Source organism: Aeromicrobium sp. (assembly GCF_036676885.1).
GTDB lineage: Bacteria > Actinomycetota > Actinomycetes > Propionibacteriales > Nocardioidaceae > Aeromicrobium.
Map to the genome: position 1 here is coordinate 1 of NZ_JAKFCB010000079.1, position 17,378 is coordinate 17,378.

At 69.3% G+C, this 17,378-nt stretch carries 18 protein-coding genes; 5 read left to right on the plus strand and 13 right to left on the minus strand.

Annotation, left to right across the window (positions count from 1 at the left end):
- From V6M46_RS04180 to V6M46_RS04195, 4 genes are all read right to left on the minus strand, one after another.
- The coding region (locus V6M46_RS04180; RefSeq protein ID WP_332662514.1) for a ribose-phosphate pyrophosphokinase-like domain-containing protein at nt 1–215 on the minus strand (215 nt) is incomplete at its 3' end.
- 50 nt (nt 216–265) lie between these two features.
- Nucleotides 266–1,213, minus strand: a complete 948-nt coding sequence (locus V6M46_RS04185) for a PLP-dependent cysteine synthase family protein (protein ID WP_332662515.1) — start codon at nt 1,211–1,213, stop codon at nt 266–268.
- 1 nt (nt 1,214) lies between these two features.
- The gene (locus V6M46_RS04190) at nt 1,215–1,493 is read right to left on the minus strand and encodes a MoaD/ThiS family protein (RefSeq protein WP_332662516.1); all 279 of its coding nucleotides are present in this window, start codon (nt 1,491–1,493) and stop codon (nt 1,215–1,217) included.
- A complete protein-coding gene (locus V6M46_RS04195) occupies nt 1,493–1,969 on the minus strand; it encodes a M67 family metallopeptidase (RefSeq protein ID WP_332662517.1) in 477 nt (158 codons plus the stop codon). The genes V6M46_RS04190 and V6M46_RS04195 overlap by 1 nt, the downstream gene beginning before the upstream one ends.
- Nucleotides 1,970–2,080: 111 nt before the next feature.
- Here V6M46_RS04195 and V6M46_RS04200 point away from each other — a divergent pair, with 111 nt between their 5' ends.
- Complete coding sequence (locus V6M46_RS04200; RefSeq protein ID WP_332662518.1) at nt 2,081–2,674, plus strand: TetR/AcrR family transcriptional regulator; 594 nt, start codon at nt 2,081–2,083, stop codon at nt 2,672–2,674.
- Nucleotides 2,675–2,692: 18 nt separating this feature from the next.
- Entirely contained in the window at nt 2,693–3,586 is an 894-nt protein-coding gene (locus tag V6M46_RS04205; RefSeq protein ID WP_332662519.1) for an alpha/beta hydrolase, read from the plus strand.
- Nucleotides 3,587–3,596: 10 nt separating this feature from the next.
- On the opposite strand, the gene V6M46_RS04210 is transcribed toward V6M46_RS04205, so the two are convergent.
- The 4 genes from V6M46_RS04210 to V6M46_RS04225 form a co-directional block, all read right to left on the minus strand.
- The gene (locus V6M46_RS04210; protein WP_332662520.1) at nt 3,597–4,181 is read right to left on the minus strand and encodes a DUF2017 domain-containing protein; all 585 of its coding nucleotides are present in this window, start codon (nt 4,179–4,181) and stop codon (nt 3,597–3,599) included.
- Entirely contained in the window at nt 4,178–4,474 is a 297-nt protein-coding gene (gene clpS / locus V6M46_RS04215) for an ATP-dependent Clp protease adapter ClpS (RefSeq protein WP_332662521.1), read from the minus strand. Before clpS ends, V6M46_RS04210 begins: the two co-directional genes overlap by 4 nt.
- A 59-nt stretch (nt 4,475–4,533) precedes the next feature.
- Nucleotides 4,534–5,706: a CHAP domain-containing protein gene (locus V6M46_RS04220; protein ID WP_332662522.1), complete on the minus strand. Its 1,173-nt coding sequence runs from the start codon at nt 5,704–5,706 to the stop codon at nt 4,534–4,536.
- A 93-nt stretch (nt 5,707–5,799) separates the two neighbouring features.
- Nucleotides 5,800–6,927 (minus strand): CHAP domain-containing protein, encoded by a 1,128-nt coding sequence (locus V6M46_RS04225; protein WP_332662523.1) that lies wholly within the window; start codon nt 6,925–6,927, stop codon nt 5,800–5,802.
- A 129-nt stretch (nt 6,928–7,056) separates the two neighbouring features.
- Between V6M46_RS04225 and V6M46_RS04230 the strand changes: the two genes are divergently transcribed.
- The 3 genes from V6M46_RS04230 (at nt 7,057) to V6M46_RS04240 (ending at nt 10,549) form a co-directional block, all read left to right on the plus strand.
- The gene (locus tag V6M46_RS04230; protein WP_332662524.1) at nt 7,057–8,364 is read left to right on the plus strand and encodes a nicotinate phosphoribosyltransferase; all 1,308 of its coding nucleotides are present in this window, start codon (nt 7,057–7,059) and stop codon (nt 8,362–8,364) included.
- Nucleotides 8,361–8,912: an isochorismatase family protein gene (locus tag V6M46_RS04235; protein ID WP_332662525.1), complete on the plus strand. Its 552-nt coding sequence runs from the start codon at nt 8,361–8,363 to the stop codon at nt 8,910–8,912. Before V6M46_RS04230 ends, V6M46_RS04235 begins: the two co-directional genes overlap by 4 nt.
- A gap of 344 nt (nt 8,913–9,256) precedes the next feature.
- Nucleotides 9,257–10,549: a GNAT family N-acetyltransferase gene (locus V6M46_RS04240; RefSeq protein ID WP_332662526.1), complete on the plus strand. Its 1,293-nt coding sequence runs from the start codon at nt 9,257–9,259 to the stop codon at nt 10,547–10,549.
- Between the two features lie 3 nt (nt 10,550–10,552).
- On the opposite strand, the gene V6M46_RS04245 is transcribed toward V6M46_RS04240, so the two are convergent.
- From V6M46_RS04245 to V6M46_RS04265, 5 genes are all read right to left on the minus strand, one after another.
- Complete coding sequence (locus V6M46_RS04245; protein WP_332662527.1) at nt 10,553–11,578, minus strand: LLM class flavin-dependent oxidoreductase; 1,026 nt, start codon at nt 11,576–11,578, stop codon at nt 10,553–10,555.
- A gap of 70 nt (nt 11,579–11,648) precedes the next feature.
- The gene (locus V6M46_RS04250) at nt 11,649–14,156 is read right to left on the minus strand and encodes a hypothetical protein (protein ID WP_332662528.1); all 2,508 of its coding nucleotides are present in this window, start codon (nt 14,154–14,156) and stop codon (nt 11,649–11,651) included.
- Nucleotides 14,157–14,205: 49 nt separating this feature from the next.
- On the minus strand, nt 14,206–15,102 hold the full coding sequence (locus V6M46_RS04255; RefSeq protein WP_332662529.1) for an oxygenase MpaB family protein: 897 nt from the start codon (nt 15,100–15,102) through the stop codon (nt 14,206–14,208).
- Nucleotides 15,103–15,131: 29 nt separating this feature from the next.
- Nucleotides 15,132–16,076, minus strand: a complete 945-nt coding sequence (locus V6M46_RS04260) for an alpha/beta hydrolase (RefSeq protein ID WP_332662530.1) — start codon at nt 16,074–16,076, stop codon at nt 15,132–15,134.
- A 29-nt stretch (nt 16,077–16,105) separates the two neighbouring features.
- A partial coding sequence (locus tag V6M46_RS04265) for a DEAD/DEAH box helicase (RefSeq protein ID WP_332662531.1) occupies nt 16,106–17,378 on the minus strand: 1,273 nt, incomplete at its 5' end.

Genomic DNA, 17,378 nt, shown 5'->3' on the forward strand with positions numbered 1-17,378 from the left:
AGCAGCAGCTCCATCAGGTGGTCCTGCGTCGGCGGGACCAGCGGCTGGATGATGAAGACATCCTTCTTGCGGCAGTTCGCGAGCAGCTGCACCTGGAGGCAGTCGTTGCTGAACCGGATCGTGTCGGACGCCGACAACGGCTGGCCGAGCTCGGAACAGATCTTCTCGGCGAGGGGTCGATGAGCGCTTCCGGAGAACACCACGATCTGGCTCACGGGACGAGGCTAACTGACGGTGCGCAGTTCCGATACGTGGTTGAGCAGGATCAGGCCCAAAGCTGGCCGTCGAGCTTGTCCTCGGCCTCGTCGAGTGTGCCTTCGTACGCCCCGGTGGAGAGGTACTTCCAGCCGCCATCCGCGACGACGAACGCGATGTCTGCGGTCTCGCCTGCCTTGACGCACTTCGCGGCCTGCGCGAGAGCGGCGTGCAGGATCGCACCGGTGGAGATGCCGGCGAAGATGCCTTCGGACTCGATCAGCTCGCGCACCCGGCGTACGGCATCGCGGGGGCCGACACTGAACCGCGAGTCGATCAGCGACCCGTCGTAGAGCTCGGGGACGAAGCCCTCGTCGAGGTTGCGCAGGCCGTAGACGAGCTCGCCGTAGCGTGGCTCGGCGGCGACGATGCGTACCTCCGGCTTGTGCTCGCGGAAGAACCGGCCGACGCCCATCAGGGTGCCGGTCGTGCCGAGGCCGCCGACGAAGTGTGTGACCTCGGGCAGGTCGGCGAGGATCTCGGGGGCGGTGCCCTCGTAGTGCGCGTCGGCGTTGGCGGGGTTGCCGTACTGGTAGAGCATGACCCAGTCGGGATGCTCCGCGGCGAGGCCCTTGGCGACGCGCACCGCCTCGTTGGAGCCGCCCGCCGCGGGCGACGGGATGATCTCGGCGCCCCACATCGTGAGCAGCTGCGTGCGCTCGATCGAGGTGTTCTCGGGCATGACGCAGATCAGCTTGTAGCCGCGCTGGCTCGCGACCATCGCGAGCGATATGCCGGTGTTGCCGCTGGTCGGCTCGAGGATCGTGGCGCCCGGCGTGAGCCGTCCTTCCTTCTCGGCGCGCAGGATCATGCTGAGCGCCGCGCGGTCCTTGATCGAGCCGGTGGGGTTCTGGTCCTCGAGCTTGGCCCACAGGCGTACGTCCGGGGTCGGCGAGAGGTTGGGGAGCCCGACGAGCGGCGTGCCGCCGACGGAGTCGATCAGGGAGTCGTAGCGCATCTCAGACGGCGCCGCCGGCCACGGCCGGCAGGATCACCACGTTGTCGCCGTCGGCGACCGCGGTGTCGAGGCCACCCGTGAACCGGATGTCCTCGTCGTTGACGTAGATGTTGACGAAGCGGCGGGCCTCACCGTTCTCGAGGAGGCGCTCCTTGATGCCGGGGTGGTCGCTCTCGAGCTTGTCGATGAGCTCGGAGACGGTCGCTCCGCTGCCCTCGACGGCACGCTCGCCGCCGGTGTAGGTGCGCAGGATCGTGGGGATGCGGACCTCGATGGCCATCAGTGTTCTGCCTTCTGTTGGGTTGCTTCTACGTCGGTGAATCCGTCGTCTGCATAACTGTCGACGATGTGAACTTCTTCCTCGGTGACCTCACCGTCGACGATCCGGTAGGACCGGAACTCCACCGGTCCGCCCAGGTCCGCTCCGTCGCGGGTCGACACCAGCACGTAGTGGGCGCCGGGCTCGCCGGCGAGGCTGATGTCGGTGCGCGACGGATAGGCCTCGGTCGAGGTGTGCGAGTGGTAGACCACCACGGGCTCCTCGTCGCGGTCGTCCATCTCGCGGTAGAGCTTGAGCAGGTCGCCGGAGTCGAACTCGTAGAACGTCGGGGACATCGCCGCGTTGAGCATCGGGATGAAGCGTGCGGGCACGTCGGAGCCGATCGGCCCGGCGACGACGCCGCAGGCCTCGTCGGGGTGGTCGCGTCGCGCATGCGCGATGATCGCGTCATGCGTGGCTCGGTCGATGGTCAGCACCAGCCGAGTTTATCGGCCCGCCACACATCGTCTCAGCGAAGGCCATCCGCTGAGACGCCCGAAGACCAGCGGCTGTCGACACGAAAAGAACGATCGTGCTATAACTGAGGCATGTCCAAGGGTGACGAGACGCGACGCGCGATCCTGACCGAGGCGACCGCGGTCGCCGCCAGGGTCGGGCTGACCGGCATGACGATCGGGCAGCTCGCCGCGCACACCGGGATGTCCAAGAGCGGCCTCTACGCCCACTTCGCCTCCAAGGAGGCCCTGCAGATCGAGATCCTGCGCCACACCCGCGAGCGGTTCGTCGACCAGGTCGTACGCCCGGCGCTGCAGGCGCCGCGGGGCGTGGCACGGCTCCGGGTGCTGTTCGACTCCTGGGTCACCTGGTCCGAGGCCATGGAGGAGGGCGGGTGCCTGTTCGTGGCCGCCAGCTCCGAGCTCGACGACCAGCCCGGACCCGTGCGTGATGCGCTGGTCCGCGACGAGCGCGACTGGCTCGAGATGATCGCCACGGTCGCCGGCACCGCGGTCAGCGAGGGCGAGTTCCGCGACGACCTCGACCTCGAGCAGTTCGCGTACGAGCTGCACGCCCTCACGCTCGCCCACCAGCACGCATCGCGGCTGCTGCGCGACCCCCACGCCCTCGATCGCGTGCATCGCGCGTTCGAGTCACTCATCACCCACGCCGGCCAGCCGGCCTGAACCGATCAAGGAATCGTCATGGCACACGCAGGATCACAAAAAAGCACGATCGTTCGTCCCTCTCAGCGGCTGTTGCGGACGGCCTTCCGCACCCTCGAGCACACCGCGCCAGCGCTCGGTGCCCGCTGGGCCGATCGCTGGTGGTTCGCGCTGCCGACCGCGCCGATCGGGGACCTCCCGCCGTCCGGCACGCCCTTCGAGGTCCAGTCGCAGGGCCGGACGATTCGAGGACATCGCTGGGGCGCGGGGCCCGTCGTCTACCTGGTGCACGGCTGGGGCGGCAACGAGACGCAGCTGGCCAAGCTCGTCGCGCCCCTCGTCGGGGCCGGGTTCACCGTGGTCACGCACGATGCGCCGAGTCACGGAACGTCCGACCCCGGTGCCGTTGCCGGTCAGAGCCATGCCGTCGAGATGGGCCACGCCCTCGACGCCGTCGCGGCGGTGCACGGCCCCGCACACGCGGTCGTCGCGCACTCGATGGGCGGCCTCGCCACCGGGCTGACGCTGCGGTACGGCTGGCTGGGCACCGATCGGCTCGCGCTGGTGGCGCCGATGGTGCGCATCGCCGACCACTTGCCCACGCTCGAGGCCGGGCTGGGCTTCGGTCCACGCACCCGCGAACGGCTCAAGCGGCGCGCGTACGACCGCGTCGGACTGGCCGTCGAGGAGGTCGACTTCGTGCGGCTCGCCGGTGAGATCGACCGCCCCGAGCTGCTGGTCATCCATGACCGCGGAGACCGCTTGGCGAAGTACGCCTCGGCGGTGCAGCTCGTCGACAGCTGGGAGGGCGCCCGGCTCACCACGACCGAGGGCCTGGGCCACCAGCGGATCCTGGCGGACGATGCCGTCGTACGACAGGTCGTGGCGTTCGTCATCGCCGGGCAGCTGGACGAGCTGGAGAAATCCGCGTGAAGCGCGGGGCTCAGTCGAGCGCAGCGATGAGGGTTTCTTGCACGTAGCCCAGCCAGTCGTAGATCTCGGACATCGCGGCGATCGCCTCGTCCTCGGACTGGGCGACGAGCAGGATGTCTTCATCCTCCTCGATGCCGAGGCGCACGGCGAGCGACAGGCGTACGTCGGTCAGTGCCCGTAGCCACGCCTGCACCTCGTGGTCGTCGAGCTCGATCTCGATCGGCTCCTCGTCCTCGGCCGCGGTCGCCCCGAACGTGAGGCCACCGTCGATGAGCGAGCCGATCAGGGTCTCGGCATTCGCCACCTTGGCCGACGTCAGCGACCGTTCGGTGAAGCGCCGGAACTCGCCGGCGCCCTCCTCGTCGTCGCGGTAGGCATCAGGCAGCAGTCGCTTGAGCACCGGATCCTCCGGCGGCAGCGACGGACCGCCCATGCCGAGCTGGGTCGCGAGCGGATCGGCGGTCGACTCGTCGGCACCGTTGCGGTCACGCAGCAGCTCGACGACCTGGCCGGAAAGGCTCGCGAGGAGGTGCGCCTCGCCGGACTCGAACGTCGCGGTGATGCCGCCGCGCCGACGCTTCTTGAAGGGCTTCATGCGTCCTGCCGCTCGAGGGTGGCCCACAGCCCGTACTCGTGCATCGCCTGCACGTGGCGCTCCATCTGCTCACGCCGGCCGCTCGACACGACGGCCTTGCCCTCGTGATGCACCGCGAGCATGAGCTCGTGCGCCTTCTCCTCGGTGTAGCCGAAATAGTTGCGGAACACATAGGCGACGTACGACATCAGGTTGACCGGGTCGTTCCAGACGATGGTGACCCAGGGATCCTCGAGCTCGACGATCTCATCAACGTCGGGCTCCGCGATCTCTACGGGCGACGGTGTGGTCATACGGCCATTGTGTCTCAGGCACCGGAGGGAGTGAAACCGTGCCGTCACACCGTGAGGTGCTAGCTCACCGTGAGCGTCACACCGGCGCTGCTCGGCAGGTACGTGGTCGAGCCGCGGTAGCGCGCATAGATCGTGTGGGTGCCCCGCGCCTGCTTCGGGAGCGACACCGTGTACGTACGCGTGCCACCCGAGACGAACGTGATCGACGTGAGCACCGTCGACCCCCGGGTGATGTCGACCCGGCCTGCCGCCGCCGTGGGCGCGAGCGTGACCTTGATGCGTGGGACTGTCGCTGCCGTGATCGTGGCGTCGACCATCGACGCGGTCGTCGTCGAGGCTGATCGAATCGTCACCGACCGCGCACCGAGGAGCACGTCGTGCCCCTTCGTGAGCAGGGTGTTGAGGGCGTACAGGTACATCGTGGTGGGACCTCGAGTCGCGACTCCCTTGGTGCGGTGGAAGTTGAAGTACGACGTGCTGAACGTGAAGGACTCGACGCCTGTCGTGCCGCGCGGACCGCCGAGCGTCACGAGATAGCTCGGGGCGACCGGCACGACGAGGAGGAGACCGTCCGGATCGCTGGACCAGCCCCAGAAGTCGATCTGGCCGGCAAGCGGAGCGGTCACCGAGTCGAACCTTCCCAGCGGGGAGCCGTCCGACTGCGGGTAGTGGATGAAGCCGGAAGGCCAACCGGCGCCACGGGTCAGGTGGCGCCAGTCGAAGTCGCCCCCGAGGTTGTCCTCCGACAGCACGATCGAGCCGTCTGCCCGGACCTCTTCGACGTACGCGACGTGCCCCGACGATGTGCCGATTGCGGCCGCCGTCCACCAGGCGACGGCGCCCACACGCGGGCTGTCGTTGACCGGCACGCCGACCTTGCGCGCCGCGTCACCCCAGGTGTAGGCGCTGCCGGTCTCCGGCGGCCGGGCCACGAGCCGGCCGTTGTGGGTCAGGCGGTACGCCACATAGTTGGTGCAGTTGTGGCCCGGCGTCTGGTTCCAGTAGGACACGATCCCTAGGGCCGCGTAGCCCGCATCACTCCGGCCTGCAAGGTTGCAGGCGACGACGCCCTTGCACAAGAGGGTCGACGTACCGTGTGCGGCCGGAGGGAGCGTGAGCGTGGTGCTGACAAGCAGGAAGCCGAGCAATGTTCCGAGAATTCCGACGTTGCGGCGCGCGTTGTTCATGGCTGCCTCCGGGCGACTCGTCCACGCCTGGACGTCCCTCCGCACCGAAAAACGCTACGCAGCAGCCTTCTGAAAACCTTGAGAAGACATGGTGTCTCCGCACCCGCGGTCGCCTCTCGCGGCCCGCACCTGGTCCCTTCAGCTCACCGTGAGCGTGACCTTGGCGCTGCTCGGCAGGTGTCTGGTCGAGCCGACGTAGCGCGCATAGATCGTGTGTGTGCCCCTCACCTGGTAGGGCAGCGACAGCGTGAACGTCCGGGTGCCCCCCGAGGCGAAGGTGAACGACCTCAGCACGGTCGTCCCGCGGACGATGTCGACCCGGCCCGCCGCCGTCGTGGGTGCGAGCGTGACCTTGATGCGTGGGACGGTCGCTGCGGTGATCGTGGCGTCGACCATCGCCGCGGTCGTCGTCGAGGCGTCGCGAATCGTCACCGGCCGCGAGCCGAGAAGCACGTCGTGACCCTTCGTGAGCAGCGTGTTGAGGGCATACAGGTACATCGTGGTGGGCCCTCGAGTCGTCACGCCCCTCGTGCGGTGGAAGTTGAAGTAGGGCGTGGTGAAGGTGAAGGACTCGACGCCCGGAGTGCCACGTGGACCGCCGAGGGTCACCTGATAGCTCGGGGCCACCGGGACGACGAGGAGGAAACCGTCCGGATCGCTTGACGTCCCCCAGAAGTCGATCTGCCCGGCGAGTGGGGCGCTGACCGAGTCGAACGTCCCGAAGGGCGAGCCATCCGACTGCGGGTAGTGGATGAAGCCGGACGGCCATCCCGCCCCGCGGGTCAGGTGGCGCCAGTCGAAGTCGCCCGTGAGGTTGTCCTCCGACAGCACGATCGAGCCGTCCGCGCGGACCTCCTCGACATAAGCCACGTGACCTGAGGAATTGCCTATCGCGGCGGCCGTCCACCAGGCGACGGCGCCAACACGCGGGCTGTCGTTGACCGGCACGCCGGACTTACGTGCCGCGTCACCCCAGGTGTAGGCGCTGCCCGTCCCCGGCGGCCTGGCGACGAGCCGTCCACCGTGGGTCAAGCGGTACGCCAGGTAGTTGGTGCAGTTGTGGCCCGGCGTCTGGTTCCAGTAGGAAACGATCCCCAGGGCCGCATAGCCTGCGTCACTCCTGCCCGCCAGCAGGCAGGCGACCACGCCCTTGCACAGCAGGGTCGATGTCCCGTGAGCGGGCGTTGCCGCCGAGAGAACCGTGCCGAACAGCATGACGCCGAGCAGTTTCGCAACAATCTGGCTGGTGAAGCCTGCGCTATTCATGTCTACCCCCGAATGCGCCGTCCCCGTCGGAACGGCTCCCTGTCAAGCCCTTACCCGACAGGCTGTCCGGCAAACCTCCCGACCGTCCTCGACAGCGCCGCCTTCGAGTCTGCGCCCTACGCTGGAATCGTGAATGCGAATGCCAGCACGGCACTCCTGACCGACCGCTACGAGCTCACGATGTTGCAGGCGACGCTGCGGGACGGCACGGCTGGGCGCCGATCCGTGTTCGAGCTGTTCGCGCGCAGGCTGCCCGAGGGCCGCCGCTACGGCGTGGTCGCCGGCGTCGGGCGGCTCCTCGACGCGCTCGACGACTTCCGGTTCGAGCAGGCCGAGCTCGAGTGGCTCCGCGCGGCGAACGTCGTCGACGCAGACACGATTCAGTGGCTCGCCGACTATCGGTTCACCGGAGCGGTCTGGGGCTACCCCGAGGGCGAGCTCTACTTCCCCCAGTCCCCCGTGCTGATCGTCGAGGGGACGTTCGCCGAGTGCGTGATCCTCGAGACCGTGTTCCTCTCGATCCTCAACCACGACTCCGCGATCGCATCGGCCGCGGCCCGCATGACCTCCGCCGCCGGTGACCGGCCCTGCATCGAGATGGGCTCACGACGCACCCACGAGGCGTCGGCGGTCGCGGCGGCACGCTCGGCGTACATCGCCGGGTTCGCGGCGACCTCCAACCTCGAGGCGGGGCGCACGTACGGCATCCCGACCGTCGGCACCAGCGCGCACTCGTTCACCCTCCTGCACGACACCGAGCGTGAAGCCTTCGAGGCGCAGGTCCGGGCGCTCGGACCCGGCACCACGTTGCTGGTCGACACGTACGACATCCCCGACGCGATCAGGACCGCCGTCGACGTGGTCGGCCCCGAGCTGGGCGGCGTACGCCTCGACTCCGGCGACCTGGTCTCGCTCGCGGCCGAGGTCCGCAAACAGCTCGACGAGCTCGGCGCCACGTCGACCCGGATCACGGTGACGAGCGACCTCGACGAGTACGCCATCGCCGCCCTCGCGGCGGCACCCGTCGACGGGTACGGCGTCGGCACGGCCCTCGTGACGGGCTCCGGCGCGCCCACCAGCGGCTTCGTCTACAAGCTCGTCTCCCGAGCAGGCGACGACGGCGCCATGGTGCCGGTCGCCAAGAAGAGCACGGACAAGATCTCGGTCGGCGGTCGCAAGTCCGCACTGCGTCGCCGCGACGCCAACGGCACGGCGCGGGCCGAGGTCATCGGCATCGACCAGGCACCCGCCGACGACGGCGACGACCGTACGTTGCTGGTCGAGCTCGTGCGCGACGGCGAGCGCGTCCACAAGGAGACCCTCGAGGACGCCCGTGAGCGCCTCCGCCGGTCGCTCGCCGAGCTGCCGCTCTCGGCGATGCAGCTCCTGCGCGGCGAACCGGCCATCGACACCGTCTACGAAGGGGAAAGGCAATGACCACCGCACTGATCGTCGTGGACGTCCAGAACGACTTCTGCGAGGGCGGATCGCTCGCTGTCACCGGTGGAGCGAAAGTCGCCGCGGACGTCGCGGAGCTGCTGGCCACCAGGACGTACGCCACGGTCGTCGCGACCCGCGACCACCACATCGACCCCGGCTCGCACTTCTCGGACACCCCGGACTTCGTCGACTCCTGGCCGCGGCACTGCGTGGTCGGGACCGCGGGCGAGGAGTTCCACCCGCCTCTGGAGCCCGGACTGTTCGACGAGATCTTCTACAAGGGCGAGCACGCCGCTGCCTACTCCGGCTTCGAGGGTGCATCTGCGGACGGCGTACGCCTTGCGGACTGGCTGCGGGATGCGGGCGTCGATGCGGTCGACGTGTGCGGCATCGCGACCGACTACTGCGTACGCGCGACAGCGCTCGACGCTGCACGCGAGGGATTCACGGTGCGCGTCATCGAGGGGCTCACCGCGGCGGTGTCACCGGACAACCTGCCCGACGTGCACCGCGAGTGGGCCGCTGCCGGGGTCACGACGGCCTGATGCGCCGCACCGCGTCACTTCGCCGGGCAACCCGCCACTCCCCCGTGCAAATCTGCCCGGAGAAGTGGCGGTTTACCAGGTTCTCCTGGTAAACCGCGCGACCGTCGGCGGGGTCGACGATCAGGGACGTACTGGCGCCACGATCGCCGCGACCGAGCCCGCGATCAGCCCGGCGAGCGTCGGGACGGCGAGGGAACGCAGCAGCAGCGACCAACGCGAGGGCAGCGTGATGTCTGACATACGTCTCACGATGCCGTCGTGATTCGACATCGGGATGACGCCGGTGTGAACACATCGGGACAAGTCGGAGTCAGCGTGTCGTGAGGGATGGATAGCCTGAGGCGATGGGCAACGACTACCTCGACCTGCCGGTCGACTCCGCATCACGCGACCGCCTCGCGGCCGACCACCTGCGACTCGGGCTCCTCGACACGTCCGACCCGCAGGCGTACGCCGCATGGTTCCGCGCCGAGTCACGCGGATTCCACGACGGCACCCCGACCGACGAGCTGATCGAGCAGCGCCGCGGCTACGTCGCGGACCGTCGTCGCACCGGCGTGTGGGACGACACGATCGCCGAGCCGGCCGAGCCGGTCGCCACGACTGAGGCGTGGCCCGCCGATCTCACGGTCCCCGGCAGGCGCTCCGTGCCGTCGTGGGCCATCAGCGCCGTCACCGTCGCCCCCACCCACCGGCGGCGCGGCATCGCTCGTGCGCTCCTCGAAGCTGAGCTGCGCACCGCACGGGCGTGTGACCTGCCGATCGCCACGCTGACGGTGTCGGAGTCGACGATCTACGGGCGGTTCGGCTTCGCCCCGGCGGCATTGGCCCGCGACCTCACGATCGACACCCGGCGTGCCACGTGGACCGGCCCGCAACCCGGTGGCCGGATCCACTTCGTCTCCGGGCGCCAGCTGCTCGAGGACGGCCTCGCCCTGGTCGAACGCGTACGCCTGGCGACTCCCGGGCAGATCGCATACGACGGCATCCTCTGGGAACGCCAGCTCGGCCTGATGATCGGCGACGAGGACGCCAAGAAGCAGCGATTCGTCCGCTACGACGACGCCTCCGGCCGGCTGCAGGGATTCGCGAGCTACAAGCTGACCGAGAACCCCGACAACTTCAGCCAGCACCGGCTCGAGCTGCTGCACCTCGTGACGGCGACGGACGACGCATATGCCGCGCTGTGGCGGTTCGTGCTCGAGATGGACCTCGTGTCCGAGGTCCATGCCCACCTGCGACCGGTCGACGAACCCCTGCGCTGGATGGTGTCGGACTTCCGCGCCGTCAGGATCGCCGAGCTCGACCACCTCTGGATCCGCATCCTCGACGTCCCTGCCGCGCTCGAGGCACGCACCTACGCGACACCCGGGCGCCTGGTCCTCGGGGTGGCCGATCCGTTCGGCGCGTGCGAGGGCTCCTGGGCCCTGGAGGTCGACTCGAGCGGCATCGCCACGGTCACGCCGACCGACGAGCCGGCCGACATCACCATGACGGCTGAGGAGCTCGCGGCGATCTACCTCGGCGGCGTCTCGCCGCTCATGCTGGCCGCTGCCGGACGCGTGAGCGGCCGGACGGCAGAGCTCGAGGCGATGTTCCGCTCGCCCGTCGCACCGTTCCTGAGCATCTGGTACTGACCCCTAGAGCAGCTCCTTTGCCAGCAGCTCCAGGGTCTGCTCGCGACCCGGTGCTGTGCGCGGATCCGTGCCGCGCCGGGCCGAGGCCACGGGGTTGATCATGACCTCGTCGACGCCGAACTGGAACGCGAGCTCCTGGATCTGGTCCGCCGCCTGCTCGGGCGTGCCGACGACCGCGCGGGCCAGGCCGGAGTCGATCATCGCCGCGGTCTGCGGAGGCAGCTCGAGCGCCTGGGCATCCTCGACCAGGTCGAGGGCCGTGAGCGGCAGACCCGTGCGCAGTCTCGCCATCATCTGCAGGTTGGGCAGCATCAGCGCGGTCGCCTCCCGCTCGGTCTCGGCGACCGACGCGTTGACCGTCAGGAAGGTGACCGGCTCAGGCGCCAGGTCACTGGGCTGGAACTCCGAGCGATAGACCTGCAGCGCCTCGGCGGTGCCCTGACCGGAGAAATGGTGCGCGAAGACGTACGGCAGGCCTTTCGCCGCCGCGAGGTGTGCCGAGTACATCGACGAACCCAGCAGCCACATCCGGGGCTCGGTCGACGCAGCCGGCGTGGCCTTGAGGACGTAGTTCTGCCGCGGCACCGCGACGCGTACGCCGTCGGCGCCCATCAGCGCCACGACATCGTCGAGATACTGGGGGAAGTTCTCGATGTCGGTGTCGTCACGGCCCGCGGCACCTCGCAGCGCCATCGAGGTGACCGGGTCCGACCCGGGAGCGCGGCCGATGCCGAGGTCGATGCGACCCGGGTTGGCCGCCTCCAGCAGCGCGAACTGCTCCGCCACCGCGAGCGGCGCGTGGTTGGGCAGCATGACGCCGCCGGAGCCGAGCCGGATCGACGTCGTCTGCGCGCCCAGCATCGCGATCAGGACCGGCGGCGACGTCGCCGCGACGGCCGGCATGTTGTGGTGCTCGGCGACCCAGAACCGGGTGAAGCCCAGGCGATCGGCGACCTGCGCCAGCGACACGGTGGCGGCCAGCGAGTCACCTGTCGACTGGTCGGAGCGTACGGGGACGAGATCGAGCACGGAAAGTCTCACGTCAAGGGCAACGCCCGACGCTCACCGATGCTTCCCGCGCCCGTCGACGGAGGTCTGCCTAGCTGATCTTGGTCACCTTGCCGGTCGAACCGAACGTCACGGTGCGGGTGACGGTCGAACCCGCACTGTTGCGGGCGCAGTAGGTGAACTTCGTCGCGAGGCGCGTGTGGGGCTGGCCCGCCCTGAGCAGCACATCCTGCACGGTCGTGCCGAGCGGGATGCCCTTGATGGTGCTCTCGGCCTTGATGACCTCAGGGTCGCGGCACGCGTCGTTCGTGACGCCGACCGCGCGCTCCCACATCGCCAGGTACGCCTCGGCACCACGGGCCATGTCGTCGGCGATCGCCTGCCCGCCCTGCTTGCGGAGGTCCTCGATCCAGTCCGGGTAGAGGCCGTAGTGCGAGACACCGTCGACGTTGATGTCGTAGGTCCTCTGGCCGCTGACCTGCTTGTCGATCGTGACGCCGCCGAGACCCGTGAACGGGTAGGTCACCTGGTTGGGCGCGTCGGCGCCGCGCGGGTCGCCCTGTGCGCCGAGCCCGTTGATGTCCGCACCGAATCCGAAGCCGAAGTAGTAGCGCGGGTCGGCCCAGGTCAGGTGCTTGCGCCACTTCTCGACGAATCCGGAGCTGTCGCCCGCGTACGGCGCCACGACACCGCCGAGCCGGTAGATCCGCGGGTACGCATCGGGGGTCGACCACGAGTGGCTCGACACGACTCCGGCGTAGTCGAGCTTCTCGGCCAGGTCGAGGGACGACTTGCGGGCCGCGACGCTCATGTGGTCCGGGTCGAAGATCATCTTGCGCTTGGCCATCCCCGTGATCGTGTGGTCGCCGAGGGTCGTCAGGCCCCGCGCGTTGCAGTGCGGCCCCGAGGCGTACAACGGCACCTTGATCGGCAGGTAGAGCCCGGCGATCGCGCCGAACAGCGCATCCTGCTCGGGTGCGACCGACGGCAGGGCGAGCTGGTCCTTGTCGTGCACCTCCGGATCGCCGCCGGCGGGGCAGGTGCGCATGTCCCAGAACGATCCGGTCTCCAGGAAGTTGGCGGCGTTGATCAGCGGCGCGGCGGTGCCGGTGTCGCCGGCGACGCCCGACAAGGCGTTGTCGAACTTGTTGACGAGCTCCATCTGCCGTACGCCGAGCGCATGGACCTCGTCGAGCTGCTTGTCGATCGAGGCCGTGCTGCACTGGGGCACGTCGAGCTTGCTCGAGCAGCCGAAGACGACGCTCGTCTCGATGCCCATCACGACGGCGAGCTTGCCCTGGTTGATGACCTGGCGGGCCTGGAACGGATCGGTGACGATGCGGTACCAGCCCTTGCCCGGCCCGCCGCTCTGCGCATCGATGTAGCGCTCGAGCTTGCGCATGTCGGCGGCCTGGAGCCGGACCGAGTCCATGTCGTCGCACGAGTTGCGCTTGAGCGGATAGAGCGTGCAGAGCTGGTTGTTCTCGACCAGCAGGTTGACCAGGATGCGCTGGCCGCCGCGCCATGACCGCTCGAGCCACTTGTAGTACGTACCCTCGTGGGTCAGCGAGTCCGGCGCCGGCCAGTCCTTGAACGTGGGCCAGCCGACGGTGTCGTGCGGCTCGACCGTGCCGCCCTTGAGGAAGTTCTCGAGCAGCGCGCCGCTGCCGCCGGTGAGCTCGTGGTCGGGGCAGTCCTTGAGCGCGTACGCCACGCCGTACGGGTGCCACGGTCGACCGCAGTGCACTCCACCGCCGAGGAACTCGAACGCCATGCCGTGCGTGTGGGCGTCGAGGTAGCCGCGCACCTCCTGGTACGGCGTCGCGCCGCCGAACGGGTTGCCCGAGACGTTGACGTCGACCTCGGGCCAGGCGGCACACCCGGTCGTCAGCCTCAGGTTGAACGGTGCCGCCGCGCCGTTGACCAGGGCGCCCGACGACGACCTGCCGAGCGAGATGTTCTTGGCCGGCAGCGTGAACGTGAAGGTCGAGCCGGTCTTGGCGACGGTCCAGTCGGACATCGCGCCCGGACTCCGGTGAGGAGTGGGCCGGGACAACACGTTCGCGCCGAGGAATGTCTGGTCGGGGCCGAACAGCAGGTACGTCCCGAGGTCGGTCGCCTGGAAGTGGAACGGCAGGGCGCCGCTGATCGACGATCCCGAGGCCCCGTAGCCGCCTCCATCGCGTACGACCCACTTGCCGGTGGTCGCCGACTGCAGCGCGTAGCAGCCGCCGGCCATGGCATACCGGTCCTGAGGCACCGATGCGCGAGGGGCCGGTGACGCCGTGGGCACCAGCGTGGGGTCGGGCTCGCTCCGTTGCGCCACGACACCCGTGGCGTGCGCGAGGGCCTGCGTGAACGTCGTCGGGTCGTCGGTGCCGGCCGAGCGTGGGGCGCGGGAGATCGCGTTCTTGGTGGCCGGGTCGTGGTGCGTGTGCGGCTCGGACTCGTCGCCGTGTGCGTCGGAGGCTGCGGCCGACCGGTCGTGGAGCTGCTCGGTCCAGCTCGCAAATGCGGGGAACGATCCCATCGTGACGGCGATCGTCGTGATCGCGATCGTGACGGGCCAGAAATGACGGTGGCGTGAGACCGGCCGCATGAAGCCTCCCAAGTTACTTGAGAGTCACAACGACGCGTACGTCACGAAGTCACGCGGTGCTCCCCGTCCCGACGGCGGAGTCGTCCGCCATCTCGGGCATCGTGGCGGGGAACGTGCCGAGCCGCTCGACCATGAACCCACCGGGGTACGTCTTGATGCGCTTGAGGTCCTTGGCAAACCTCGGCCTGCGTCGCGGCGGCAGGAACCGCACGAGCCGCCCGCGCAGCCGCAGGCCGCCCCGGGCCAGTGCCACGGCCGGCCGCGACGGCTTGTCGAACCCGAAGGCGGCCAGGAGCGCGTCGTCCATCATGGCCCGGCTGAACACCTCGACGGGCTTCGCCAGGACCCGGGGATAGAACGAGACCAGCAGCTCGAGCGTCGCATCGGCCACGGCCCGGGTCTTGGGGTCGGGTGTGAAGTGCTCGGCCTCGTAGGAGTCCATGAGCTGCTCGAAACCCGCGAGGTCGGACGGGACGTCCTTGATGCCCATCAGTGCGCCGAGCCGCTGGTAGTAGCGGACGTTGGCGGCGACCTCGATCTCGCTCGGCGTGCGCCAGCCGTAGTCGCGAAGCCATCGGTGCGGGACCACGACGAACGTCGCCAGGACGTAGCGCAGGTCGTCGTTCGAGATGTCGTAGCTGCCGTGCATCTGGTTCATCCGGCGCACGGCGGCCCGGCCGCCGTGCGACTCCATGCCGTCGACCAGGACCGACTCGAGCACCAGCGCGGTGTCGTCGTGGCGCTTCTGGGTGCGCTCGATGAACTCTCCGGTGTCGAACAGCAGCCGGCCGATCGACGGCACGGCGTACGTACGGAACAGCGCGAAGCTCAGCGCCTGCTGGTAGTCCCACGGGAACTCGTAGTAGGAGGCGATCCGGGCGATCTCCTCGTACTCGGTCTCGGGATCGAGCTCGGCGATCTTGCGCTGCCAGTGGTCACGTCGCATGGCAGGACATTATCGTGACAGCGCCACTGTCACAATGCGTGCGCGAGGAAGTCGACGATGTCGTCGAGCGCGCGCCGTGCCACCGGCACGACGCCCGGCAGGCTCATGAAGCCGTGGATCGCGCCGTCGTACTCGGCGTAGCGCACGGGTACACCGGCGGCGACCAACGCATCGCGATAGCGCGCACCGTTGTCGAGGAGCGGATCCAGCTCGGCGGTCAGGATGAAGGCCCTGGGCAGGTCGGCGTGCGACGCCGCCCTGATCGGCGAGGCGCGGAAGTCCTCGTCGCCGTACAGCTCACCCATGTAGAGCCGCGCGAACGCACGCATGTTCTTCGACGTCAGCACCGGCGCCTCGGCGTGACGGTCCTCCGACGGCCAGCGGTCGTACATCTCGGTGCCCGGATAGATCAGCACCTGGCAGCGGATCTCGGGCCCACCGGCGTCCCGCGCCAGCAGCGCCATGACCGCAGCGAGGTTGCCGCCGGCGCTGTCACCCATGACCGCGATGCGGTGTGGGTCGATGCCGAGCTCCTCGGCGTGCTCGATGATCCAGGCCAGGGTGTTCCAGCAGTCCTCGACGCCGGCAGGAAACGGTTGCTCCGGCGCCAACCGGTAGGACGGCGAGATCACGACGACCCGGTTGCGCACCGCCACCCGACTCGCGAGCCAGCCGGCCTGCTCGGGGTTGCCCTGCACCCATCCCCCGCCGTGGAAGTTGAGGACGCACGGCAACGGTGCGATCGCGTCAGCAGGACGGTGGAGCAACGCACGAGAGCCGTTGCCGACCGTGATCTCCTCGGCCACGGCCCGCTTGTCCGGCCGGCCGAAGACGAACCTGCCGGCAAGGGTGCGCTGCACCCTCGCCCGTTTGGCTCGGTGCGCCGGGAGGTCGACGACGTCCTCGATCCCCTTCTCCGAGATCCGCAGGAATGCAGCGAACACGCGAGTGCGCAGGGCCATGGAGGACGTCACGACCGCGAGCGTAGCCGAGCCCAGGAGCACTACCCAGACGCCTTGAGCGCCCAGGCGCGAAGTGCGTCGATGCGCTCCTGCAGCTGCGTCGCCGAGGCCTGGGCCGCCGGGGGCCCGCCGCACTGCGACCGAAGCCGGCTGTGCGTGACGCCGTGCGGCGCGCCCGTGCGGTGGTGCCACGCGCCGACCAGCGCGTGCAGCTCTCGTCGCAGCTCGCTCCGTCGCTCGAACGCGACATCCGCCTCGGGCGCCGCGGCGTCCTTGCTCTTGGCCTTGGCGCGCTTGGCCCGCGACGTGCGCAGCAGCTCGGCGACCTGGTCGTGGTCGAGCAGTCCCGGTATGCCGAGGAAGTCCAGCTCGCCGTCGTCGTCCGACAGTGAGTCGTAGCCGAACTCGCCACCGTCGTAGACGAGCCGGTCGAATGACGCATCGCTGCCGAGAGCGCGGTACTCCCCCAGCTGATCCGACGCACCCTGGTCCTCGTTGGCCTTCGCCAGGAGCTCGGCCTCGGCGGCGAACAGGTCGGCCTCGTCCTTGACCGGCCGGCCGATGACGTGGTCGCGCTGGGCCTCCAGGTCTGAGGCGAGCGCCAGCAGCCTCGGCACGCTCGGCACGAAGATCGACGCGGTCTCGCCCTTGCGCCGGGCCCGCACGAACCGGCCGACGGCCTGGGCGAAGTAGAGCGGCGTCGCGGTCGTCGTCGCGTAGACACCGACCGACAGGCGCGGGATGTCGACGCCCTCGCTGACCATACGCACCGCGACCATCCACGGCGTCATGCCGGCGGAGAAGTCCGCAATACGCGCGCTCGACGTCGACTCGTCGGACAGCACGACGGTCGGCTTGGCGCCGGTGATCTCCGCGAGCACCGCAGCGTACGCCCGAGCGCTGTCCTGGTCGCTCGCGATCACGAGCCCGCCGGCGTCGGGGACGTCGCGGCGCACCTCCATCAACCGGGTGTGCGCGGCCGTGAGCACCTCCGGGATCCACGAGCCGTTGGGGTCGAGGGCCGTGCGCAGGGCCTGGGCCGTCGCGGCGCGGTCGAGTGGCTCACCGAGCCGGGCCGCGACCTCGTCGCCCATCCGCGTACGCCAGTGCATCTGTCCCGAATAGGCCATGAACAGCACAGGACGCACGACACGGTCCTTGAGCGCGTGTCCGTAGCCGTAGGAGTAGTCCGCGACGCTCGTCATGGTGCCGTCGTCCTGCGGGGCGTAGGTGACGAACGGGATCGGGTTGTCGTCGGAGCGGAACGGCGTGCCGGTCAGCGCGAGGCGCCGGACCGCGGGCTCGCACGCCTCC